This window comes from Paenibacillus sp. GYB003 (genome assembly GCF_036577625.1).
Taxonomy (GTDB): domain Bacteria; phylum Bacillota; class Bacilli; order Paenibacillales; family NBRC-103111; genus Paenibacillus_AB.
In genome coordinates, this window is sequence record NZ_JARBDC010000003.1 from 179,074 (window position 1) to 202,613 (window position 23,540).

The 23,540-nt window shown below is 48.5% G+C and carries 21 protein-coding genes, 4 pseudogenes and 1 riboswitch; of the genes and pseudogenes, 19 read left to right on the forward strand and 6 right to left on the reverse strand.

Going from position 1 to position 23,540, the window contains the following annotated elements; translation table 11 throughout:
• Positions 1–11: 11 nt before the first annotated feature.
• The 3 genes and pseudogenes from PV407_RS03325 to PV407_RS03335 form a co-directional block, all read left to right on the forward strand.
• Positions 12–1,118: pseudogene (locus PV407_RS03325) on the forward strand (PEP/pyruvate-binding domain-containing protein); the annotation flags it as partial.
• 433 nt (positions 1,119–1,551) lie between these two features.
• Positions 1,552–1,671, forward strand: a pseudogene (locus PV407_RS29500) (PEP-utilizing enzyme); the annotation flags it as partial.
• 101 nt (positions 1,672–1,772) lie between these two features.
• Positions 1,773–2,228 (forward strand): DinB family protein, encoded by a 456-nt coding sequence (locus PV407_RS03335; RefSeq protein ID WP_332088446.1) that lies wholly within the window; start codon positions 1,773–1,775, stop codon positions 2,226–2,228.
• Positions 2,229–2,362: 134 nt separating this feature from the next.
• On the opposite strand, the gene PV407_RS03340 is transcribed toward PV407_RS03335, so the two are convergent.
• From PV407_RS03340 to PV407_RS03350, 3 genes are all read right to left on the reverse strand, one after another.
• Positions 2,363–3,580, reverse strand: coding sequence for a right-handed parallel beta-helix repeat-containing protein (locus tag PV407_RS03340; RefSeq protein WP_332088447.1), 1,218 nt, complete (start codon positions 3,578–3,580; stop codon positions 2,363–2,365).
• A 207-nt stretch (positions 3,581–3,787) separates the two neighbouring features.
• Positions 3,788–4,231 (reverse strand): SRPBCC family protein, encoded by a 444-nt coding sequence (locus PV407_RS03345; protein WP_332088448.1) that lies wholly within the window; start codon positions 4,229–4,231, stop codon positions 3,788–3,790.
• Between the two features lie 2 nt (positions 4,232–4,233).
• A complete protein-coding gene (locus PV407_RS03350) occupies positions 4,234–4,572 on the reverse strand; it encodes an ArsR/SmtB family transcription factor (RefSeq protein ID WP_332088449.1) in 339 nt (112 codons plus the stop codon).
• A gap of 467 nt (positions 4,573–5,039) precedes the next feature.
• Here PV407_RS03350 and PV407_RS03355 point away from each other — a divergent pair, with 467 nt between their 5' ends.
• The 9 genes from PV407_RS03355 (at position 5,040) to PV407_RS03395 (ending at position 14,302) form a co-directional block, all read left to right on the forward strand.
• Positions 5,040–5,492 (forward strand): HIT family protein, encoded by a 453-nt coding sequence (locus tag PV407_RS03355; RefSeq protein WP_332088450.1) that lies wholly within the window; start codon positions 5,040–5,042, stop codon positions 5,490–5,492.
• A gap of 441 nt (positions 5,493–5,933) precedes the next feature.
• On the forward strand, positions 5,934–6,644 hold the full coding sequence (locus PV407_RS03360) for a sialidase family protein (RefSeq protein ID WP_332088451.1): 711 nt from the start codon (positions 5,934–5,936) through the stop codon (positions 6,642–6,644).
• A 95-nt stretch (positions 6,645–6,739) separates the two neighbouring features.
• Positions 6,740–7,411, forward strand: coding sequence for a response regulator transcription factor (locus PV407_RS03365; RefSeq protein ID WP_332088452.1), 672 nt, complete (start codon positions 6,740–6,742; stop codon positions 7,409–7,411).
• 13 nt (positions 7,412–7,424) lie between these two features.
• On the forward strand, positions 7,425–8,729 hold the full coding sequence (locus tag PV407_RS03370; RefSeq protein ID WP_332088453.1) for a sensor histidine kinase: 1,305 nt from the start codon (positions 7,425–7,427) through the stop codon (positions 8,727–8,729).
• 158 nt (positions 8,730–8,887) lie between these two features.
• Positions 8,888–9,454 (forward strand): dihydrofolate reductase family protein, encoded by a 567-nt coding sequence (locus PV407_RS03375; protein WP_332088454.1) that lies wholly within the window; start codon positions 8,888–8,890, stop codon positions 9,452–9,454.
• A 361-nt stretch (positions 9,455–9,815) separates the two neighbouring features.
• Positions 9,816–10,481: a GntR family transcriptional regulator gene (locus PV407_RS03380; RefSeq protein ID WP_332088455.1), complete on the forward strand. Its 666-nt coding sequence runs from the start codon at positions 9,816–9,818 to the stop codon at positions 10,479–10,481.
• 20 nt (positions 10,482–10,501) lie between these two features.
• Entirely contained in the window at positions 10,502–12,190 is a 1,689-nt protein-coding gene (gene ilvD, locus PV407_RS03385; RefSeq protein ID WP_332088456.1) for a dihydroxy-acid dehydratase, read from the forward strand.
• Between the two features lie 780 nt (positions 12,191–12,970).
• Positions 12,971–13,492 carry an SRPBCC family protein gene (locus PV407_RS03390; protein ID WP_332088457.1) on the forward strand — a complete coding sequence of 174 codons (522 nt, stop codon included), beginning with the start codon at positions 12,971–12,973 and terminating at the stop codon, positions 13,490–13,492.
• A gap of 168 nt (positions 13,493–13,660) precedes the next feature.
• On the forward strand, positions 13,661–14,302 hold the full coding sequence (locus tag PV407_RS03395) for an HAD family hydrolase (protein ID WP_332088458.1): 642 nt from the start codon (positions 13,661–13,663) through the stop codon (positions 14,300–14,302).
• 177 nt (positions 14,303–14,479) lie between these two features.
• Here PV407_RS03395 and PV407_RS03400 read toward each other — a convergent pair.
• Positions 14,480–14,755, reverse strand: a pseudogene (locus tag PV407_RS03400) (DDE-type integrase/transposase/recombinase); the annotation flags it as partial.
• 152 nt (positions 14,756–14,907) lie between these two features.
• Between PV407_RS03400 and PV407_RS03405 the strand changes: the two are divergent.
• From PV407_RS03405 to PV407_RS03415, 3 genes are all read left to right on the forward strand, one after another.
• Entirely contained in the window at positions 14,908–15,420 is a 513-nt protein-coding gene (locus PV407_RS03405) for a DUF6886 family protein (protein WP_332088459.1), read from the forward strand.
• Between the two features lie 264 nt (positions 15,421–15,684).
• Positions 15,685–16,641, forward strand: coding sequence for a sigma-70 family RNA polymerase sigma factor (locus PV407_RS03410; protein WP_332088460.1), 957 nt, complete (start codon positions 15,685–15,687; stop codon positions 16,639–16,641).
• Positions 16,642–16,717: 76 nt separating this feature from the next.
• On the forward strand, positions 16,718–17,143 hold the full coding sequence (locus PV407_RS03415; protein ID WP_028548475.1) for an SRPBCC family protein: 426 nt from the start codon (positions 16,718–16,720) through the stop codon (positions 17,141–17,143).
• A 77-nt stretch (positions 17,144–17,220) separates the two neighbouring features.
• Here the strand turns inward: PV407_RS03415 and PV407_RS03420 are convergent, their stop codons facing one another.
• Positions 17,221–17,637 (reverse strand): VOC family protein, encoded by a 417-nt coding sequence (locus PV407_RS03420; protein WP_332088461.1) that lies wholly within the window; start codon positions 17,635–17,637, stop codon positions 17,221–17,223.
• A 580-nt stretch (positions 17,638–18,217) separates the two neighbouring features.
• On the opposite strand from PV407_RS03420, the gene PV407_RS03425 reads away from it, so the two are divergent.
• From PV407_RS03425 to PV407_RS03440, 4 genes and pseudogenes are all read left to right on the forward strand, one after another.
• Positions 18,218–19,234 carry a phosphotransferase enzyme family protein gene (locus PV407_RS03425; RefSeq protein WP_332088462.1) on the forward strand — a complete coding sequence of 339 codons (1,017 nt, stop codon included), beginning with the start codon at positions 18,218–18,220 and terminating at the stop codon, positions 19,232–19,234.
• 361 nt (positions 19,235–19,595) lie between these two features.
• Positions 19,596–20,246, forward strand: coding sequence for a Maf family protein (locus PV407_RS03430; protein WP_332088463.1), 651 nt, complete (start codon positions 19,596–19,598; stop codon positions 20,244–20,246).
• 836 nt (positions 20,247–21,082) lie between these two features.
• A riboswitch (ZMP/ZTP riboswitch) is annotated at positions 21,083–21,161 on the forward strand.
• 58 nt (positions 21,162–21,219) lie between these two features.
• A complete protein-coding gene (locus PV407_RS03435; RefSeq protein WP_332088464.1) occupies positions 21,220–22,188 on the forward strand; it encodes a phosphoribosylaminoimidazolesuccinocarboxamide synthase in 969 nt (322 codons plus the stop codon).
• 103 nt (positions 22,189–22,291) lie between these two features.
• Positions 22,292–22,903: pseudogene (locus PV407_RS03440) on the forward strand (HAD family hydrolase).
• A gap of 349 nt (positions 22,904–23,252) precedes the next feature.
• Here PV407_RS03440 and PV407_RS03445 read toward each other — a convergent pair.
• Complete coding sequence (locus PV407_RS03445) at positions 23,253–23,414, reverse strand: hypothetical protein (RefSeq protein WP_332088465.1); 162 nt, start codon at positions 23,412–23,414, stop codon at positions 23,253–23,255.
• Between the last annotated feature and the right edge of the window lie 126 nt (positions 23,415–23,540).

The window sequence follows — 23,540 nt, forward strand, 5'->3', positions numbered from 1 at the left end:
GGGAATCCGCTGTGAACGAATACGTGCTTGATTTTCAAGAGATCGATAAAACCAAGCTTCTGCTCGTCGGGGGAAAAGGCGCCAACCTTGGGGAACTGACTAAGATTCATGGGATACAGGTGCCGGAAGGCTTTTGTATCACTACGGATGCGTACATGCGAGTCGTGAAGGAGAGCCGCGAAATTCAAGCGCTGCTGAGACAGTTATCGCTTCTCAAGCTGGAAGACAGGGAAGCCATCGGCGAAATCAGCGGGAACATTCGGAGCGCTATCGAAGGACTTGCCATTCCCAAGCAGATCGAAGAAGCGATTGCCCGCCGCCTCTCCAAGCACGACGACAAACAGGCCTATGCGGTACGCTCCAGCGCGACGGCGGAAGATTTGCCATCGGCCTCCTTTGCAGGTCAACAGGATACGTATTTGAACGTTATGGGAAAAGATGCTATTTTGCAGCATGTCAGCAGGTGCTGGGCGTCCTTATTTACCGATCGAGCCGTCACTTATCGGATTCAGAACGGTTTCGATCACAGCAAAGTTTATTTATCCGTCGTCGTCCAAAGGATGATTTTTCCGCTGGCTGCGGGAATCCTGTTTACCGCCGATCCGATCACCTCGAACCGGAAAGTGCTGTCCATCGATGCAAGCTTCGGTCTTGGCGAGGCGCTCGTTTCCGGCCTGGTGAATGCCGATATTTATAAAGTGAGAGACGGCACAATCCTCGACAAAAAGATCTCAACCAAGAAATTAGCTATTTACGCCTTGGAAACAGGCGGCACGGAGGAGCGGCAGATCGAACCCGAGCGGCAACATGCGCAAACATTGACCGACCGGCAAATTTTGCAGCTTGAACGTATGGGCAGAACGATCGAGACTTATTTTGGCCGCCCGCAAGATATCGAATGGTGTTTGTTTGAAAACCGATTTTATGTCGTCCAAAGCCGTCCCATTACGACCTTATACCCCGCACCGGAAAATAAGGATGGCAAAAACCGCGTGTATATGTCTTATAGCCACCGTCAAATGATGACGGATGCTTTCAAACCATTAGGGATCTCTTTTTTTCAGCAAATTCAAAAACATCTGGGCGCTCCGGAATTGACCGTACTTGGCGGAAGATTTTACAAAGATGTTTCTCACGAGCCGGCGTCGCCGTTCACGAGAAACATCTTTATTCAAAATATCGGCTCTGTCGACGTATTAATGCAAAACGCTTTTATGAAAATTAATCGGAAACAAGGACTATATCAAAACATTGCCAAGAGGAAAAACAAGCTTGAGTATGGGGACGGGAGCGATGTCCTGGATCTTCGAGGCGATCAAAATAAGGCGGAACAACGACCCGTCGATCGTTAAAGAGCTTATGTCCAGCAACGAGAAATCCGTCAGAAAGCTTGAGCAAGCCATTTCCGATAAACATGGAGATCAGCTTTGTTCGTTTATTTTAGACGATTTCAAAGAATTGGCAGCCATTATGTCCGAGCCAAGAAGTGTAGCCGCAGCCCTGGTCGGGGTCATGGCCGTAAGTTCGGTCAATAATACAAAAATGGTTGGCGTTATTGCACGGGAATACGGGCTTCCGGCCGTTTTTAGCGTGGAACATGCGACACAACGAATCCGCGATGGGCAAAGAATCAGGGTTAACGGAACAGAAGGATACGTAGAAATTTTGTAAGGGAAAGGCTCCTCGCACCCGTACAAACGGGTTATACACCAAGGCATTAACTAACGGACAGCAGGTTCAAATAATCGATGAGACGAAGAGGGGAAACCGAAATGAAGACGATCAAGTGCATGATGGACCACCTGTACTGGGCGAACGGACGCATCTTGGACGCGCTCGAGGAGAGTGGGACGAAGAACAAGGACCTGCTGAAGCTGGTTCGGCACGTCGCGGTTGCGGAACGAGTCTGGCTGTCCCGATTGCAGGGCAAGGGCAGCGCGCAATATTCGTTGTGGGAGGAAGCGGAAGACCTGACGGCGATCCGGACGATGTTCGAAGAAAACGCCGAGCAATATCGCGTCTATATCGAAGGGCTCGAGGAATCCGAGTTGGACGAGATGATCGACTATGAGAACCAGAGCGGGGTTCCGTTCCGATCGTCCGTCCGGGACATCCTGTCGCAGGTCCTCTTGCATGGGCAATATCACCGGGGACAGATCAACCGGGCGCTTCGGATCGAATCGGCAGAGCCCGTCCAAGTCGATTACATCACGTTTACGAGGCTCTAACAGGGCCTAATCATCACCATTACTCGGAATGGGAATGGGATTGGCATTGAACCAACGGGAACGGTAATTCCGTAAAATCTACGCCAAGGGCTGCCGCGGACGATCGGCAGCCTTGTTCAACGATTCGGGCATATTTATAGCTTGCTTTCCCGCTCTGCGTCAGGCAGCCAGTGGGAATGCGAGACCATGGCACAATTAACGAATTCGTTGTTTTCCATCAGGATACGGCTTGTATGCTCCTCCAGGCAAATGCCGATCGTCCGGTCCAAGGGCGCTTTGGAGAAGGAAATCCGGTTATTGGCGAGCGCCACGTCATGGGTATAGCCGCGAATCCGAATGCCCACGTAGCCCATCGTTTCCGAACCGTTATCCTCAATGATATTTCCTTCGACATGGTTGCAATTGGCCGCCATCGGTTCGAGCTCGTTGCGAAAAAAGATGCCGTAATATTGATTTTCGGAGAACCGGTTGAAGCGTATACGGTTATGGGTATCTTTGTGGCCGATGGAAAGTCCGCTCATCCCGTTTCCAATCGAGGTGCAATGCTCGACGGCGCTTTCCCGCACCCTCCAGCACAGAAAGATTCCGTCCATCCCGTTCTCCATAAAGCTGCTGTGCCGGATCAGGGTCCCCGTTGTACCGCTTCCCGGATGAATGCCTTTGCCCGAGTTTCGGAAGCAGCTGCAATGGACGACTTCTATATTTGAGCAGTGCTGATAACTGATTCCGTCACCATGATAGTTTCGAACGGCGCAACCCTCAATCCGGACATGGCGGGAATCGAATAAATAAATGCCGCCGTTGCGGCAACCCTCGGCAAACGTAGGGTTCTCCTTGTCTCCTTCCACGATCAGATGGAGAACAGCGGCATGCTCGCAGCCGTTGCCGCTGATGACCGGCGCCTGGGTAGTTGCCATCCCGCCCTGCTGCATAAGCACGGTTGCGTGAATCTCACGGTCAAGATACAGGACAGGCCCGTCCTTCCCGACGACGACCGCTACCGTGTCGCCGAACCCCATGCTTTCGTCGGATTTGCGAATCGTTACGGTTTGGCCGACCGGAAACCGTTCGGGATGCTCAACTGTAATTTGGCGTTCATGCAGATCGGCGTCTGCCAGGAGAGGAGAATTGCGCTCCGGGCTTTGGTATAATATCGTCTTGCCCGGAATACCTTCCAGGGTCACATGGGAGCGAAGATGTACGGTATTTTCAAGGCGGAAGGATCCCTCGCCCAGTTTGACCGTTCCCCCGCCCAGGGAGGCGGCATAATCGATCGCCGCTTGTATGGCCAAATGGGCCCGGCCGGCAAGATCGGCGGAGGGATCGCCTACATGGATGACGGTTTTTTCCATTGCGTTCCATCCCTTCTAATTAGTCGAAGCTTTCCCTTTCAGTCTATCATTGGGGAAATTTTTGGGACGATGAGATATTTTCGGCTTATACCGGGCGAATGGTAATCATTCTTCGAGATGCTGGCGTCACTCGAGGAAAAAGAAAAGTTAAAAGTCACCCGGTATCGTATAAAATCAGCCGGTAGGACGGGAAGGCGGTTCACGGCACTACTGCTTCTGGTCGCGCAGGTGCGTCGTCAGATCGTCCAGCGCGCTGGACCAGCCGTCGTAAAAGTACTTATCGCCGGGTTGTCCGGCCAATCCGCGCAGGTGGAAGATCATCTCGGTGCGCTCGCCCTGTGCGGTGAGGGTTAAGGTCACGACAGGGGAATTCTCGATGGGAGCATCGGGGTAACCCCAGGTAAAGACGAGCCGTTCGAAAGGTACGACATCGAGGAACACACCTCCGGTGTGATACTCCTCGCCGGTCTCGACGTTGACCATTGTGTAGCGGTAGCGTCCGCCTTCGCGGACGTCGAAGGAGATGGACTCCAGAGGTGTCGAGGGCAACCAGGCGGCGAGTTCCTTCTTCTCGGTCCAGGCGCGCCACACGAGCTCGCGGCGGACGTTCAGGGTGCGGGTGATGGTGAACTCCGGTACGGATGCGGGCATGTTCATTGTTCCTCCTTTGCGGCCATGTTCTTGAGGTGTTCTTCCAGTGCGTCGATGCGCTGGTTCCACTCACGGCGGTGTTTCTCGACCCAGGCCGATGCCTCATCGAGCGGCTCGGTGCGAATCTGCAGGGTCCGCCACTGTGCGTTCGCTGTGCGTTCGATCAGCCCTGCTCGCTCCAGCACTTTGAGGTGCTGGGAGATCGCGGGTGCGCTAATCTCGAAGGGCTCGGCGATCTCCCCGACTGTCGCGGGCCTCTGTGACAGTCGGGTCAGGATGTTCCGGCGTGTCGGATCGGCGAGCGCAGCGAAGATGAGGCTGAGTGAGTCCTTCGCAGCCAATTAATAACCTCCTTAATTAATGATTTTATTAACTATAATCCACAATATGCAATCATGTCAAGCTGCCTGGAATGAGGAGTGGAGTTTATTAGGAAAGCCGGAGGAAAAACTGTCGCTGAAAACATTAGCGAACAAGCGGATTAATTTTTAGGATTTATTCGAACGGAGTGGAGAACAGAAGGAAAAGAAACGCTGGTATCTAGAATTAGGGAGCTATTCGCGGGCAAACCATTCAATTGGTTTTAATGACCAATCAAATGGTCAACAATCAAATCCATGCAAGGCTGCTAATTGACTCGGCAGCCCTTCGGAATGAGGGTAAATCAGTAACTTACTATAATTTAACATGAAAAAAGGGGTTACACAGTTATGTCACCTGACAGGACACAAACCTTAACGCAACGAACGGAAGGTTGCCTTCGTCTAATAACCAGGATGAGGAAACACGATATGGAGGGATTTGAACGATGACGACGATAGCATACTCTCATATGCCCGAAGGATACGAATGTCCATTTTGTCGTCTTGTTTCAAAACAAAAGGATATCGTCTACCAGAACGAATATGTAACGGCATTTATTGCGAGCAAATGGTGGCCAAACAATAAAGGACATGTGCTTGTCGTTCCTAATCGACATTTCGAGAACATCTATGAGCTCCCTGTGGAGTACGCTGCCGAAATTCACCGTGCGGCTCAACTAACCGCTTTTGCGATGAAAAGTACATATGGGTGTGACGGGATTTCTACGCGACAACATAATGAGCCTGCCGGCAATCAAGACGTTTGGCATTACCACCTCCATGTTTATCCAAGGTATGCGAACGATCAACTTTATCTGACGAAGGGGGATCAGACGGACCCTGATGAACGATCTTTCTATGCTGAAAAGCTACGTTCTTGGATACGGGAAAACGTTTAATTTAGTCCAGAGAATGCAAACTTTCTTGGATCGATGTAAAAATGACGGCCAGTACACCCACAATCACTCATGATTGCAGGTGCAAAAATCGAATGGGGGGCGCTTGCGAGCCACCTTTAGAACCGAATCATCCCCCCGGAAATAAGGCGCGGCCCACACCATTCCTCGCATCTTCTCTTGAGGCGATGCGGGAGCCGCTTGCTCCGGATTGCCCGTATCGGCCCTTACCCGACCGTCTTTCAAAGGAAACCCTACCGATAAGCAAGTGACTTCTCTTTATTGCTGTAAGCGCGGACATCTCGTTTAAGCAAACGCAAGAAGTTGCCCACGATAAATATAATATTTTTTCAGAAAATAAAGGTTCGCTAAAGGTTGCCTCCTTATAATGAGGCATGTAAAGCAGCGCTGCTTACAAATAAACCTATCGGAGGGAACCTCAATATGAAATTCAAACTTTTGTCCGCGACGGACGCCAAGAAAAAACTGGGCACCTTTATCGTATGCGGAGCGCTTGTCGCCGTACTCGGCACCGCTTCCGCTTTCGCGGCCAACTCGATCGCGTCGCTGCAGATCAAATACGAAAACGGCCTCAAGCTGTACTCGACGGACGGCGGCAAAACGTGGAGCAAGCAAGCGCCCGAAGGCATAACGGAATCCGTAGGCGCGGACGGCAAAGTTACTTCGTCGCGGGGAACCCCGCCGCGCGAAGGCGAAGGCGGCGGATTGCTGACCAAAGTCGAGGACGGTGTCAAATCGTACTCGACCGACGGCGGCAAAACGTGGGGCGAGCAATCGCCCGAACAGGCGGGAGCCAAAGGCGACGACGCGAACAAGTCGCTTCATACTTACAAGCGAGGCGTTCCCGACGGAGCCGAGACAAACCTGACGATCAAGATCGAGAACGGCGTGAAGCTTTATTCCACGGACGGCGGCAAATCGTGGAGCAAGCAAGCGCCCGAAGGGGTAACCGAGACGGCTGACGCGGACGGCAAAATGACGACGACCTTCGGATCCGGACCTAAAGAAGGGGAAGGCCACGGCACATTGAGCAAGGTCGAAGACGGCGTCCGCACCTACTCGACCGACGGCGGCAAAACGTGGAGCGAGCAAGCGCCCGACGAGGCGGAGGAAAGCTCGACGATCGGGTACTAATCGCCTCGGCATTTTGAAACGATGAACATGTTCGCGGCACGGTAGCGGCCATCGGCTTCCGTGCCGCGGAGCCGTTTGCGGCAAGGAGGGCGGATATGAGAATATTGCTTGTGGAAGACGAAACGTATATTGCGGAGGCGATCGCCCATGTGCTGAAAAAAAACCGTTACTCCGTCGACCTGGCGTTCAATGGCGAAGACGGGTTGGACAATGGGCTAACCGGCATTTACGATATGATTGTTCTCGATATTATGCTGCCCAAACTGGACGGGCTACGCGTGCTCGAGCAATTGCGCGCGAACGGCATCGAGACGCCCGTCATTTTGCTTACCGCCAGAGGAGAAACCGAAGACAAAGTACGCGGCTTGGACAACGGGGCCGACGATTATTTGGCCAAACCATTCCATACCGACGAGCTGCTGGCCCGCCTGCGCGCGTTGGGACGCCGCAAGACGGAATGGCTCAAGGACGGCATTTTGAAGTGCGGAGATCTGGAGCTCGATCCGCTTGCGCTTTCGCTGCGCTGCGGAAGCGAAACGATTCAGCTCCCCTTGAAGGAATCCCAATTGCTGGAGTTGCTTATGCTCAGAAAAAACATGGTCACCTCCAAGGAGCTGATCATTGAAAAAATATGGGGCAGCGATACGGATGCGGAAGAAAACCGCGTGGAAATGTACATTTCGTTTCTGCGCAAAAAAATCGGTCAGCTCGAGTCGAACGCCGCCATACAAACGATACGAAACGCGGGGTACGTCCTGAAGCCGTAAAGGATGAAGCGCGATGTTCAACAAGCTGCGCAACAAATTACTCGTCTTGAACTTGTCCATCACGTCGGGCGTGCTCGCGGCCGCATTCGCCTTCGTCTATTTCATCACCTACAGCGGCGTGCAGTCGGAAATTCGAAGCCGTCTCGGTTCGCAGCCCGAGACGCAGATCAGGCTGGAGTCCGGAGCTCCGGGTGTGGGCGAACAAGGGGAACGGAGCGTCACCCGAACGACGTCCGGATATGCGGCCGGGGACGGCGCCAATGTGTTTCATATCGAAGTGGATGCGGACGGCAACATGCTGAATGTCGATTCGCTGGTCGATCTGCCCGACGAAGCTTATCGGCTAGCCGCGGAGAGCGCCTGGCGCAATAAGGACGGCCGTCATGCGATTGCATTGAACGGCAGACAGTGGAGGTACGGCATCGCTCCGATCCAGGTTCAGATCGTTCGGGAAGACGGAGTTCCGGTTGTCGTCGACGAAAACAAGTACAGCATAACGTTTCTGGACGTTACGGAAACGAACCGTACGCTTGTCCAGCTGCTCACCTCGCTGCTCCTCGTCGGATTCGCCACGCTGATCGTCATCGTTATCGTCAGCCTGTACTTCGCCAACAGGGCGATCAAGCCGATCCGCGAAGCGTGGGACAAGCAGAAGCAGTTCGTGACCGACGCCTCCCACGAGCTGAAAACGCCGCTTTCGATCATCCATGCGAATTGCGACGCGCTTGAAGCCAATCGGGACGATACGATTCGAAACCAGATGAAATGGCTCGGTTATATCCGGATCGGAACGGATCGAATGGCAAAGCTCGTAAACGATATGCTGACATTGGCAAAAACCGAGGATGCACGATCGATTGTACGCAAAGTGCCGGTTCACGTCAGCAAGGAAGTCGAAGACGCGATCCGTTCCATGGAAGCGGCCGCAGCGCTTAAAAGGATCCGTCTCACCCGCTCGATCGAGCCCAATATCGTCGCGAACGGCGAACCGGATTGCATTAGGCAGATCGTTGCCATCTTGTTCGACAATGCGATCAAATATGCGGATTCCGAAGGTTGGATCGAAATGTCGCTCGTTCGGAAAAACCGTCACGTCACGTTCACCATATCCAACAGCGGGCCGGGAATTGCCGGACAGGACGTGCCAAAGGTGTTCGACCGCTTTTTTCGCGCCGACCGTTCCCGGACGCATGCGGACGGCAGCTACGGGCTCGGCTTGTCGATCGCCAAATCCATCGTCGACCGGCTCGGCGGGGAAATCCGGGTTAGCAGCATCGAGAACGAATTCACGACGTTTTCGTTTACGATCGAGCTCTGAGCAAGGCGATCTGTCGGTACAATCATAAGGAGCAAAAACCGAAACCGGCCAACCGTGTTTTCGGCGCGTCTCCAAATGAGCAATCTGTAAGAAACGCCCGAGTCGATCGTTTGATAAAATGATGATGAATTACCTCTCGAAAGGAGCTGGCGGCAACGATGGGCAGCGTTATTTTAACGATGCAGCTGTCGCTCGACGGCGTCGTGTCGGACGAGTACAGCTGGATGATGTTGAGCGAGGAAATTTTCGAAGATTACTTGGAGTATTACAACACGGTGGATACGATCATTGTCGGAAGACACTCTTACGCTTCGCTGGCCCGACATTGGCAGCAAGCCGAAAACTCATCCAACTCGTTGGAGCGGGCCATCGCCAGGCGCATGAATGAAATTTCGAAAGTGGTGCTGTCTCATTCCGAGACGGACTTGATATGGCGAAACTCGCAACAACTCGTTATTAAGGACGATCGGTCGCTCGCCCGGGAACTGGACGTTTTGAAAAGCCGGGTCCATCGAATATCGGTCGAAAGCGGAGTCAAAACCTGGCAATCTTTCATCCAGCACGATCTATATGACGAGTTATGGCTGCTGGTCCATCCCGTGATCGTGTCTCGCGGCGAACGATTGTTCGCTTTGGCCGACAAGCAGCAATCTCTTCGGTTAACGCACAGCAAAACGTACAAGAACGGCGTAATGGGGCTGCATTACCAAAAAGCTAAACGTTAGATTGGACATCGTATTTGAGAATTTCTGCTTCTCCACGCGTTCTGCCTAGTCCGGAACCTTGGGCAATTGATATCCGGTTCAAGTTAATTTTGTCTCAATTGAGTGGTCGGCAATGTGGGGAGCAATGGATGAAAAACGAATATGAGAAATTTCGGCAAGGAGGGCGCGGGAGCGTCCTTTTTATTTTTCATCGGCAGTTTAACGCAATGGGAAAGATAGTATTCCTGCGCATATGAAGCCACCTATGAATACGGGGAGCTTCATTTTTGGGAGCAAAAGCAGCCTCAATTAAACTTCTTGCTTTTAATATATGTATGCGATATATTGCATATAAGGAAATGAAGAAGTGAGGATGATAACTATGCCAGTGCCTAAAAATTTTGTCTCGCCTGCACGGGTGTCCGCAAAAGAAAGAGCCTTCTCCCAAATTCAACGATGGATTATCGACGGTACACTGCAACCCGGGGAAAAACTTATTGACGCCGAATTGGCCGAGACGCTTGGCGTAAGCCGTACGCCGATTCGGGAAGCATTTCAGCTGCTCGAAGTACAAGGGCTCGTTTCTACTCATCCTGGAAAAGAAACAAAGGTAAAAGAAATTGAGAAGGATGACATCTTCAAGATGTATTCAACGATGGCGGCTCTTCAGGCTTTAGCAGCTGAAATTACCGCAAAAGTTATTGTTCCGGAGCAAATCGAGCAACTGCGAGCGATCAATCTAGAATTTGCAAGTGCCATTCATAGCGGTCAGGCTTACCAAGCAATGGAGGCGGATGAGCAGTTCCACAACCTGATTGTGGAACTTTCTGATAATCCTTATGTCGCTTCATTCAGCGCTTCACTTCAGATTCATATCCGGCGCTTTAAATACGTGTTCTTAAAGCAGCCGATTACTGCGACACAAGCTTCAGTCGACGAGCATGATTCCATTATTGCAGCTTTCGAGAAGAACGATTGTGATTACGCTCAGGCAATGATGAAGCAAAATTTCGTCCGTCCGATGCGGGAACTGCACGGATTACTTTAAACAGTCAGGAGCGAGGAGAAATGGCAAGCGGAAAAGATCTTCGTATTCGCAGCAAGGTAATCAGCGAGGGAGTCAACCGAGTACCGAACAGAGCGATGCTGCGCGCCGTTGGTTTTACGGATGAGGCCTTCAAAAAGCCGATGATTGGCGTAGCCAGCACTTGGAGCGAGGTAACCCCGTGCAATATGCATATAAATGAATTGGCTGTTCGAGCCAAACAAGGGGTGCATCGCCATGGCGGTGCTCCGCTGATTTTTAATACGATTACAGTCTCGGACGGTATTTCAATGGGGCATGAAGGCATGCTGTTCTCGCTGCCAAGCAGGGAAGCAATCGCGGATTCTATTGAGATTGTAACAGGAGCTGAGCGCTTTGACGGTCTGGTGGCCATCGGCGGATGCGACAAAAACACGCCGGCCTGTCTGATGGCGATCGGGCGGCTGAATATTCCTTCCGTTTACGTATACGGCGGAACGATTCAACCCGGAAATCTCGACGGTAAACACGTCGATATCGTAACGGCTTTCGAAGCGGTAGGTCAATATCATGATGGAAACATGACAGATGAACAGCTCCATAAGGTAGAATGCAGCGTCTGTCCGGGTCCGGGCGCTTGCGGCGGCATGTACACCGCCAACACAATGGCCGCTGCGGCGGAAGCAATGGGCATGAGCCTTCCCGGTTCATCCTCTACGCCGGCCATTTCGCCTGATAAAGCGGCAGAATGCGATGCGGCCGGTAAACAAGTCATATCGCTGCTGGAACAGGAGATCTACCCGAAAGACATCATGACGAAAAATGCGTTTGAGAATGCGATTACGGTCGTTATGGCTTTGGGAGGTTCAACAAATGCGTTCCTGCATTTGCTTGCCATTGCGCACTCGGTAGGCGTAGATTTAACATTGGATGATTTTGAGCGGATACGCCTGCGTGTTCCTCATTTGGCAGATCTGAAGCCAAGCGGCCGACATGCAATGCAGGATTTGAACGAAATTGGCGGCATTCCTGGCGTGATGAAGTTATTACTCGCCGAGGGACTTCTTCACGGCGATTGCCTGACGGTAACAGGCAAGACCTTGGCGGAGAATCTTGCCGAAGCAGCTCCGTTGAGAAACGATCAGGAGATTATTCGTCCATTGAACAAGCCGCTGAAGCCGAATGGACCCTTGGTAGTACTTAGAGGTAATCTTGCCCCTGAAGGCGCCGTAGCCAAAATGTCGGGTATGAAGAAGCTTCGGTTTGTCGGACCGGCAAAGGTGTATGACAGCGAGGAGGCCGCAACGGAAGCAATTTTGAGAAATGAAATCCAAAAAGGGGACGTATTGGTTATTCGTTATTGTGGACCGAAGGGCGGTCCAGGCATGCCGGAGATGCTGTCTGTTACCGCATTGATTGTAGGGAAGGGACTTGGCGGGGAAGTTGCCCTCATTACGGATGGAAGGTTCTCGGGTGGCTCGCATGGATTCGTAGTCGGCCATGTATCACCTGAAGCGCAGGTAGGCGGACCGATCGCGTTGCTGAGGACCGGAGACATGATCACCATCGACAGCGAAACGCAGCAGATTACGTTTAACGTGACAGAAGAGGAGTTGATTACCAGGGCTCAAGCATGGATACAGCCTCCGCTAAAAGTAAATTCGGGCGTACTAGCCAAGTATGCAAAACTAGTTTCCTCTGCATCTAAAGGGGCAGTGACTGATATTTTATAAAAATGTATAAGTTCAAAAGCTGCCTGGTTGCACCGGCAGCTTTTGACGTATGAAAGGTTGCAGGGCTTTGATTCACATAGATTCAGCTGGTTGGCCCGAACGCCATGAATATTGCCGAAGTTGAAGTTATACCCGCAACGTAACATTGGTGTCATTGAGGATGGTTTCGTAGAGGTGAAGTACGGGTGCTGACGTGGGAAAAAGCTTTTTAAAAGTATGTGAACTCTATTCGCAATCTGGATCAAAGTGAGCGTCAAATACTCCCCACCTGTTTGGACAAATGTTCCGGAAAATGGTGGGGTGTGCGAGTGCCACTCCCATTTCCTTTGTATAGAACCTGTAAAAAACGATTTAATGCCGGAATAGTGAATGCGGGTTTCCAGCGATTGCGGGTGCCCGCATTTTTTCATGCTCTATAATAGTGACTTGAAGAAAAAAAATCGACCGCGCTTGATAATGGTTTTCATAAAGCGGCGTATTAACATATGTAACCGGCTTGCTTAGTTGAAATAGAAGCATAGGAAGGAGGGAGGAAAGCGAGAAAGATGTACAAATACTATATAGGATTAAACTATGAGTTTCGTTGTCCATTTTTTTTGTATAAATTAAACATAGGAGGGGAGGAAATGGCTTCGTTTTTCATGTATTTCGTAAAAGAATTTAAAAATCTCAAAAGATGGACACATCATGGTAAAATACTTGTAGGAAATTTTCAGTGGGGCTTATTTCCATCCTCGCCAAAGTAGGGGAATCGTTCCCTTCAATACAAGGAGGATTTTCATGGATAACAATCTGGATCAATCGTTCGAATTTGCATTTACGGGTGTATTCGATGCCCCTCGCGAACTCGTATTTAAAGCATGGACAGAGCTCGGGCATTTCGCGAAATGGTGGGGACCAAGGGGGTTCACCCTCGACGTCGTTAAAATGGACGCTCGATCAGGTGGCGAGTTTTTAGGTTTTCAGACGTCTCCTGACGGAAATCTGGTTATGTGGAGAAAATTTGCATACCAAGAGGTTGTCGAACCTGAGAAAGTGGCTTATATCCAATCCTTTTCCGATGAGCAAGGCAATACGGTCCGAGCGCCATTTAGCGTGAGCTGGCCTCTTGAAATTATGAATATCATAACGCTGGAAGATGACGATGGTAAAACTGTTTTAAAACTGAAAGGTTACCCTGTGAACGCTTCCGCTGAGGAACAAGAAACCTACAACGGTATGGCTCCAAGGCTTCAACGAGATCTTGAGGGTACTTTCGATAAACTTGCCGACTATCTTGTCTCCTTGAAGGTAGAATGCTGATCGGCGATCTGCTAACACGCAAGAAGGGTGGAATCCCTCCAGTTTATACCCCGCTTCCTATCAAGCGCAGCACTCGATATGGTAATGATTATTGGGAAGCGTTCAGCATGGTTCATCGGCGCGTGATGGCACGCATGATTGCCGCAGCTGACAAAGGAGCACGAAACAATGAAAAAGTACATACTCTTCGATCATGATGGCGTTCTGGTCGATACTGAATTCTGGTATTACAAAGCGGGAGAACGCGCTCTGGCTGACATTGGATTTACTTTGGATAAAGATCAATACCTCCGCGACATGACCCAGTCATTAGGCACTTGGTCCCAAGCTAGGGCGGCAGGTATTGATGAACAGACCATCAGCAAGCAGCGTGAGGTCCGCAACGTCTATTATCAGGAATATTTAAGAACAGAAGCCATAGAGATTGAAGGCGTAGTTGAAACTCTAGCCGAATTGTCAAAGTACGTCCGCATGGCCATCGTGACGACTGCAAAACGTGCGGATTTTCAACTTATTCATGAAAAGCGCCAGATTATACAATTCATGGAATTCGTCCTTGTTCGCGAAGACTACGAGCACACCAAGCCGCACCCGGAACCATACTTGACCGGCCTAAAGCGCTTCGGAGCTACCAAAGAAGAGACCCTGGTTGTAGAGGATTCAAACAGAGGGTTGAACTCAGCCGTGGCGGCTGGTATCGACTGTGCTATTGTCCATAACGACTTCACAAAAACACATGACTTCTCACAGGCCACCTATCGAATCAAGACTCTGATCGAACTAAAGGACATTATCCTGAATGTAACCTGAGAGAGCATTCGCCAGCGTGTCCCGTACTCCCTTTAAAAAGGAAGAGCAGCGCGGGCGGCGCGGACTCACGTGATGCCCGTGGAACGTTGGAGCTTGGCTGTTGGGTAGTATTGGAAGGTTTATTTGTATGGAACAAATGTACGTGAGCTAAGCTAAAAGGAGAGACAGTAAACACAATTACACGGCTATCGATTCCCGGTACTCAACAGGGGAGAGATCGCCGAGTTTTTTCTGAAATCGTTCTGTAATGTAAAACTGAATATATTCAATCAGACCTAGATCCTGCAGCAGCTTAGCGTCCGACTTCATGGTATATTGGAATCCTTGGTCGGAGTGCAGGATCGCATCTCCTTCTCCGAATTGCTTCACAGTGGATAGAACCAGATCAAGATCATTGCGTTCGGATACTTCCCAGGCAACCGTTTCGTTATTGTACAAATCCAGGACGACGGATCAAATCGACGGAATATAGCTTTAAGGGAAGCGGAGGAAATAACAAACTTACAGATCCGGGCATTGGATAGCTAAAGTTTAATAAACACTGGTAGGAAATGAGGAAGTTGGTGACCCTGAGTGTTTAGAATAGATGAAAAGGGGGCTTGCATATGCTTTTTCATTTTAGCGAGGACGATAGTATCAAAATATTTGTGCCAAAAGAGAAACAAAATCGTCCCGACTTTCCTGCGGTAGTCTGGGCAATAGATGAAGAGCACGAATTTACATATTATTTCCCAAGAGATTGTCCTCGTATTGTATGTAGGAGAGACGAATCAACAACGGATCAACATATACAACTTTTCTTTAACAATACAATTGCCGATACCATTGTAACGGTAGAGAATCATTGGTATTCGAGGATTTCAAAACAAACCATGTATAGATATTGCTTTGATGATGAGGGTTTTGAGCTTTTTGATAAGACCGCTGGCTATTATATTACTCGCCGAATAGTAATACCCAAATCAGTGGAAATATACGAAAATTTGATAGAGAGATTGATTCAGAAAGGAGTAGAATTAAGATTCACAACAAATCTATATCCACTTAGAGAAGCGATACTCGCTTCCGACTTCAAGGGATTTGGGATACATAGATTTAATAATGCAAAAAAACTGTAACTCATTCCGCTAACGGGGACGATAGTTGAACAAGAGCAGCCTCGGATATTTTTCTATAATTACAGCCCCAACTATTGTGAAATTGAAAAGAACCAAGTTTGTAAAAAATGAGTTTATGTAGTGCAGGAAATCATAGTATAGATGGTGAACTATAATTTGTGCAGTGACCTCTAGGGAAGCCACCTTCATAGGCATGGAGCCGGTTAATTAATAAACCTGGATGAAGGTACCGCCCCTTCGGAGAGATCGTTAAGGGAGGCCGCGATGAACGAGACCGCATTTGACGAACCATTATTTGCAAGCTTGAAGCCGGGCTTAACCTCGTTCTGTTACCGAATGCTAGGCTCCATGGACGATGCGGACGATGCCGTTCAGGAGACGAGTATTCGGGTCTGGCAGAGCTGGAGCACGTTCAGACAGGATTCCTCGTTCAAAACTTGGGTCTATCGGATCGCCTCCAACCTGTGCTTGGACAAGCTGAGACAATCCAAACGCCGCGCGCTTCCCGTCGACCTGTTCGATCCGGCCGTCGCCATCGTCGAGCCGCGCGACACGCTGCCGGACTCTGCCTGGATCTGGCCGTCTCCCGACTTTGGGGGCAATCCGGAGGATCGGCTCGTCCGCAGAGATACCCTTCAACTGTGCTTCATCGCTCTCCTGCAGACCTTGCCTCCGCGGCAGCGTGCGGTACTCATTTTGAAGGATGTATTTGAATGGTCCTCCAAGCAGATCGCGGAAACGTTGGCGATGTCGCCGGCAGCGGTGAACAGCGCCTTGCAAAGAGCCCGAGAGACGATGGACCGGGCGCAGCTTCGCTCGGATGAGCTCAGCAGCATGGACGTTCAACCGGAGCAGCAGCTGCTGTCCCGGTATGTGGAGGCCTTCGAGCAATTCGATATTGCTGCGCTCGTCGCGTTGTTCCACGAGGAAGGCTGCATGTCGATGCCGCCCTTCGAGATGTGGATCCGCGGCAAGGAAGATTTGTCCGCCTTCTATTCGCTTACTCGCTGGCATTGCGAAGGTTCGCGATTTGTGCCCATTACGGTGAATGGCGGTTATCCGGCGTTGGCCCAGTATATGCCGGATAAAGAGGGCTCTGGCCTGGTACCTTGGGGCATCCACGTCATCGAAACCAAAGAAAATCAAATCCTGCACGTTCAAAACTTCATTCATACGCCATTATTTTCGCGATTTGGGCTGCCTGAGCGAATGGACCGATGAATATCGTCATTGGCTTACGTCTATATCATTGAGAATAACCAAACGACGAATATCATGAGAGAGGTGTCTATTTAAAATGGAAACGAGTCAACCGACGAAAGTAACCGTGCAAGCCGTCATTCAAGCCCCTGTCGAGAAGGTATGGCGCTATTGGACCGAGCCGGATCACATCACGAAGTGGAATCAAGCGTCCGAGGACTGGCATGCGCCGAGAGCCGAAAACGATCTGAGGGTCGGCGGCAAGTTTCTGACACGGATGGAAGCGAAGGATGGCAGCATGGGCTTTGATTTTGGCGGCGTCTACGATGTCGTGAATCGGCATGAGGCGATCGGCTACACCATGGAAGACGGAAGAAGAGTGGATATTGCTTTCGTCGATCAAGGGAATGAGACGAAGGTCATTGAAACGTTCGACGCGGAAAGCTCCAATCCCGTCGAGTTCCAGCAAGCAGGCTGGCAAGCGATCATGGACAATTTCAAAGCCTATACCGAACAAAATTAATCATCGAAGAAGACGCCGGGGAAGATGCCCGGCGTCTTTCTTTTTGAACCCTAGTACGAGCGTGCTCTCCGTTAACCTCAACCTTGTGCCGCATCCATGTTCATGTAGTTAGCGGCCCACAGATGGCCGTCCAAGTCCACGAAGCCCCAATGATACATGAACCCATGATCTTCAGGTTCAGCGTGCAATTTCCCGCCCAAGGAGACCGCGGTATTCACGATTTCATCGACCTTTTCCCGGCTCTCGAAGGCCAATGCGATCGTCATCTGCGCATACTTGCTCGTATCGACGGATTCCTTCTCCGTAAGCGTATTAAAGAATGCTTGATTGATCAGCATGACCTGCAGGTTGTCGCCGATCACGATGGCTACCGAATTCTCGTTATCGGGGAATTTCGGGTTGAGTTCGAATCCGAGTCCGGTGAAGAACGCTTTCGATTGTTCTACGTTTTTTACAGGCAGGTTGAAGCTCGTGAATACGGACGTTAATGCCATTTTCAAAACACCTCTTCGTCAAATTAGTTTGTGTTCATTTATGCCTTCGTTTGTATAGACGACAGCCGATCCGGGAATTCATCTGTCTCATGGATTCGGAAGCGTAATATTGAAAAATAACTTGGTATTGAGTTCGGATTCCCGCCATTCCCGTAAAGCTGCTTATTCTTGTTGTACAGGCTGTATCTAACGATTAATCTCAAGGTGTAGCTCACCGCGCAGAAGCCCATGACAAAAGTTGTGGGAGGCATATGTACAATTGACTCGGTATGCCTAAAATGGCTTGTGTCGGATGTGGAGCCAAAGTTCCACGACCGGAGTTTAAAGAAGAAATAACTGCCTATTATAGAAGTTTATCAACGAATGAATCTAATCTCTAATCTTTAACAAGCAATAACAAGAAAGGGGCAGATTAATTAATTTCTGGCCCTTTTCAGAATTTAACATAAATGTTACAGTTAACAAGAACAAACATTCCCATTTAGAGGTGAAAAGGATGGGGGATAGACCGTATCGTTGCTTCAGCAGCAGCAATTTGCGTGATGAAAACTTAAATTATGAATGAAAGAAGGTATAGAAAATGATACGAGAAATTAAAGAGCAATTCACTGATGAGATCCTTACCGAAGCAATTAAGCGATATGACATTAGTAATGACACCGTTCGTTTATTGGGCGGTTATGAAAGCTTTGTTTATGAATACCAGAAAAACAATGCATTTTTCATATTAAAAATCTCACATACAATTAGAAGATCAAGAAATAATATACGGGGTGAAATTGAATTTTTAAATTTTTTGTCGAATAAAGGGCTGGCAGTTTCAAATGCTGTTCCATCGGCCAGGGGGAATATGGTTGAAGAAATTGCTGCAGAAAATGGTTCGTTCCTAGCCATTTCATACGAAATGTCTCTTGGAAAAGAAGTGTCGGATGAAGATTGGAATGAATCGCTTTACGAAAAATGGGGCGAATTTCTGGGGAAAATCCATCATGCCACAAAGGGTTATGAATGGAGTAATCCGGCGTTTAAACGACAAGCCTGGGACCAAGAAGTTCAATTAAAGGCGGAGAAATACCTGCGACCTGATGATGTAATGATTTCAATTGTAAAAGAAAGATTAACAAAACTTACTTCTCTGCCCAAGTCCAAAGATACATACGGTTTGACTCATACTGATTTTCATCAAAGTAATTTTTATCTGCATAACGGAGACATTTATTTGTTCGATTTTGATGATTGCGGTTATACCTATTTCATAAACGATATTGGGATTACATTGTATTATGCTCTTTCTTATCCGTTTAAGAAATTTGAAAATAAGACGGAATATTATAAATTGTTTTTCCGCCATTTTATGAAAGGATATCTGAAGGAAAATACAATCCAAGAAGAAGAAATAGTATATTTACAAGATTCTATTAAACTTCGTCATGCATTGCTATATATTTATTTTCATCAAGCAAACGATGTGTCAAATTTGGATGAAAAATCGATGAACTGGTTAAAAGAGCTTCAACGAGTAGCCGCTTCTGATAACCCTATGCTGCCGATTGATTTTGTTCAAGAATTTAAAAACATTTATAATAGTATTCATTAACTGGGAACAAGTAGGGGCTGACTCAACACAGCCGGCTCATAGGGGCCGGCTGTATGTTTTTTTAACTTATATTTTTTCCGATAAAAAAAGGTTTATTTAGTGTGTGACACTAAATTAAGATCTAGTGGTGCCAAGGGATAATCAGGTAGAGAAAACAAATTAGCCAAGACGAAGTTCCGCTACGTTTGATCATGCCGGACTGGGTAAGCAGAAGAGAGAAGTCGAAACGATCCCGAAAGTTTTGTATTTTTTTGGAATTCCAGTTCAAATCTATGAATGTTCATGGGTTTTCCAATATTTTGGTATGGACTGCTTAGGTCATGATTTTTCCCTAAACTTAAATTAAACTGGAGGAATAGTTATGAGTTTACAGCAAAGATTTAATAGAGGCGAGGTTATAGAGTTTGGAAAGCCAACATTAGTGCTTGCCTCTGCATCGTCTAGGCGCACAAAGCAACTGGCAAAATTTGGACTTGACTTTGTGCAAATTGTAAGCACATTTGACGATAGCTCTGTTAACTACAACTTTCCTCACACTGGTGTCAGTATTGACCAAGCAAAAAGTTACTCCGCAACAATGGCGCTCGAAAAATTAAAACCATTTATAGAAAAAATCAAAAACGGTGCAGTGGTGGCTGCAGATACTATCATTTTTTGCAGTGGCAGAATAATCGAAAAGCCTATCACAAAAGAGCGCTGCCGCGAGCAGCATGAGTTTATCAGCGGCAAAACAGTCAGCAGATGCAATGCTTTGGCAGTTTATTATGACGGGCGAACGCTTAGCGAGGTTACGATTGGCGATGTGCTAATCGCGCCTTTGCCAAAACAAGTGATTGAAGAAATTGCAAACGAAAGCGAAACCCTAAACTGTGCAGGCTACAATCGCGGTGGCGCAATTGCACCATATGTGCTAACCGATGCACCGCGCACTGGCGGCATTGAAGTGCCAGTGGTTTTAGATTTGTTAAGCAAGCTTGGTTTCGCTCAAGAGCAAGCCAGCCAGCAAAGCTAAGAGACATGGCCGTATTGGTGAAGCTCAGAATCGTCCGAGGTTGGTGAAGGAAAAACCACACACATATCAAAAAGAAAAATCGATAAAATCATGGATCTTCTCGTACTGCAGCGCGCCGGGCAATCCCTTTGCGCCAACTTTGGCGCCGCGGTCGAACAGTTGCTGTTCAAATGGATGTCATTAATGGTCGGGGCATTTACGGTAACCTCCCGACAGCGGGCGGTTTTTCGCTACTCCCATTCTTTAGAACGGCCCGCGATGTTATAATGGGGCTAACGTTTTGGAACCGGAACAGGAAGAACATGCGGGGAGGGATACGATGGAGAAGCCAAGCGAGAGAGCCCCCCTATACCTCTAACGCATAAGAAACGGCCTGCTCTCTCGTCATTCCTCTTCCAATCGCAATGGCCTCGTTAAACGGCTCATCGCCGCATTCTAGTCTGCAGGTTCGTTTCGCCTGTTCGTAAATCAATTGAAACTGGGGCTGAGCCGCGGAGCCAAGCTTCGCTCGTAATTTCTCAGAGACTCCGATAAGCGTAGCGGCCGCCCGGTATTCTTCCAGCCCGCACAACGAGCTTACTAGTCCCTCGACTCCTCGATCAAAGGAACCACGTTCCTGAGTGATCATCATCAACACAAGACAGATTTGAAATGTCCTTTCAGCGCAAAACCGCTGGGGTTGTGATGGCTTACAATATTGATGCTGCAGGAACCGTAATGAGTTCACTCTTTGATTTATTAAAGTGACGGGCAGTTTAGTTCCCATATGCACATTTTAATTTCTGGTAAAAACAGTATTGAAAATGTTGGAATCGTCTGATAATATTGGATTGTATTAAAATATGTGTGACTGGCGTAACGTAGGTAACTACGGGGGAGCGCATATTTCATAAGCCGTACGCCTGGGCAAAGTATTTGATCTTAGATCAGATGCTTTTTTTATTTCAATTATTGAAGGGTCAGGTGGACTTACATGATATCCAAAGAAACTATTCAAAAAAACCTAATGAACTGTCTCGATGACACCTCATTTCTGAATGTACCTGGGTTCAGAAGAGGTAAAGTTCGCGACACATATGATCTGGGTGATTCTCTAATCCTTATCACCACAGACCGCCAAAGCGCATTTGACAGGGTCCTTGCCAACATTCCGTTTAAAGGCCAAGTATTAAACCAGATTAGCGCTTTTTGGTTTGAAAATACCTCGGATATAGTAAGTAACCACGTTATAAAAATCCCGGACCCGAATGTTACTATAGGAAAAAAATGCAAGGTAATTCCTGTCGAATTTGTAATGCGAGCCTATCTTACGGGCTCGACTGATACCTCGGCTTGGGTCCAATACTCACAAGGTATCCGAGACATATGTGGCAACATCCTACCTGATGGAATGAAGAAAAACCAGAAGTTCGAGAAACCGATCCTGACTCCGACAACGAAATCAGCAGCACATGACGAATCGATTTCGGCTGCTCAAATCGTCCACGAAGGCCTAATCGACAAAGAGACCTGGGGGTATTTGCAAAAAATCGTGTTCTCGCTCTTTGCCAGGGGCACAGAGATCGCAGCTAGGAACGGATTAATCCTTGTAGATACCAAATATGAATTCGGTATTGATGACAAAGGAGAGATTCTTCTCATCGACGAGATACATACACCCGATTCTTCCCGCTACTGGATTAAAGAGACATTCGAATCGAGGTTAGCCGAGGGCAAAGAACCGGAGAATATCGACAAAGAATTCTTGCGACTTTGGTTCAGAGAGCATTGCGACCCTTATAAAGATAAAATCCTCCCATCCGCACCTGATGACCTTGTCATTGAACTGTCGCATCGCTATATCCGCCTCTTCGAAATGATCACCGGCAAGGAATTTGCCGTCGATTGCACGCATTCTGTAAAGGAGCGGCTTAAAAAGAATTTAAATGCTTATCTTATCTAAGCGACATTAACCAGACGGGGCGTAATTCGAAATTTCGGTGCGCCACTCGCAGACAGTTTGAATACGTTTATGGAAGCCGTAGCTGACAAAGGAGAACGAAGCAATGAAAAAGTACATACTCTTCGATCATGATGGTGTTCTGGTTGATACTGAATTCTGGTATTACAAAGCGGGAGAACGCGCTCTAGCTGACATTGGATTTACCTTGGATAAAGATCAATACCTCCGCGACATGACTCAGTCGTTGGGTACTTGGGCCCAAGCTAAGGCAGCAGGTATTGATGAACAGACCATCAACAAGCAGCGCGAGGTCCGCAACGCCTATTATCAGGAATATCTAAGAACAGAAGCCATAGAGATTGAAGGCGTAGTTGAAACTCTAGCCGAACTGTCAAAGTACGTCCGCATGGCCATCGTGACGACTGCAAAACGTGTGGATTTCGAGCTTATTCATGAAAAGCGTCAGATTAGACGATTCATGGAATTCGTCCTTGTTTGAGAAGACTACGAGCGCACCAAGCCACACCCAGAACCATACTTGACCGGCCTAAAGCGCTTCGGAGCAACCAAAGAAGAGGCCCTGGTTGTAGAGGACTCAAACAGGGGGTTGAACTCAGCCGTGGCAGCTGGTATTGACTGTGCTATTGTATTGTCCATAACGACTTCACAAAAACACATGACTTCTCACAGGCTAGCTATCGAATCAAGACACTGATTAACCTGAGAGAGTAGTCCCGTACTCGACTGGATTAAGATAGTTAAATCAAATCACCAAGGGAGCAGGTCGACAGCCGGTGGGGGCATGATTGATTCACCATGGCATGATTGATTCACCATGAGGGTAATTTTGTGTCCATTGGACAAGATGCAGCAGGAAGTTATGTGTTAGGGAATTAATATCGATTTTGTGACTTATGTACAAAATACGGGTTTTGTGAAATTGTATGGGCCAAAATCTCAAGTCTGCTAAAGATATAGATTTTAGTTCGTCGTTTTGGTATCTTTCCTGCAATGAATGAGCTTTCTCCATCACATAACTGTTTCCACAAAAATTTTGCTCGGAATCAAGTTAATTGGCTAGTTTTATACTCGGATGCACCGTACGTAATGGCGCCCTTGGCATATTGAAAATCGTCGTATCCGCTCAAGACGATGATTTTCGCGCCGATGCCGCTCATTCGGACCAAGTATTCGTCGTCCACAATCAATATTCTCATATTGCCCATGTATGCACCAATCCTCTCCGCAGCGAAATCGGCATTTTTTTCCTATTCAGACAATTACGACAGGGTTCGAGAAAGTCCTGCTTGAAGCTTGCGGTTAGCGCCTAACGCTTGTGCGCGCAATAATGC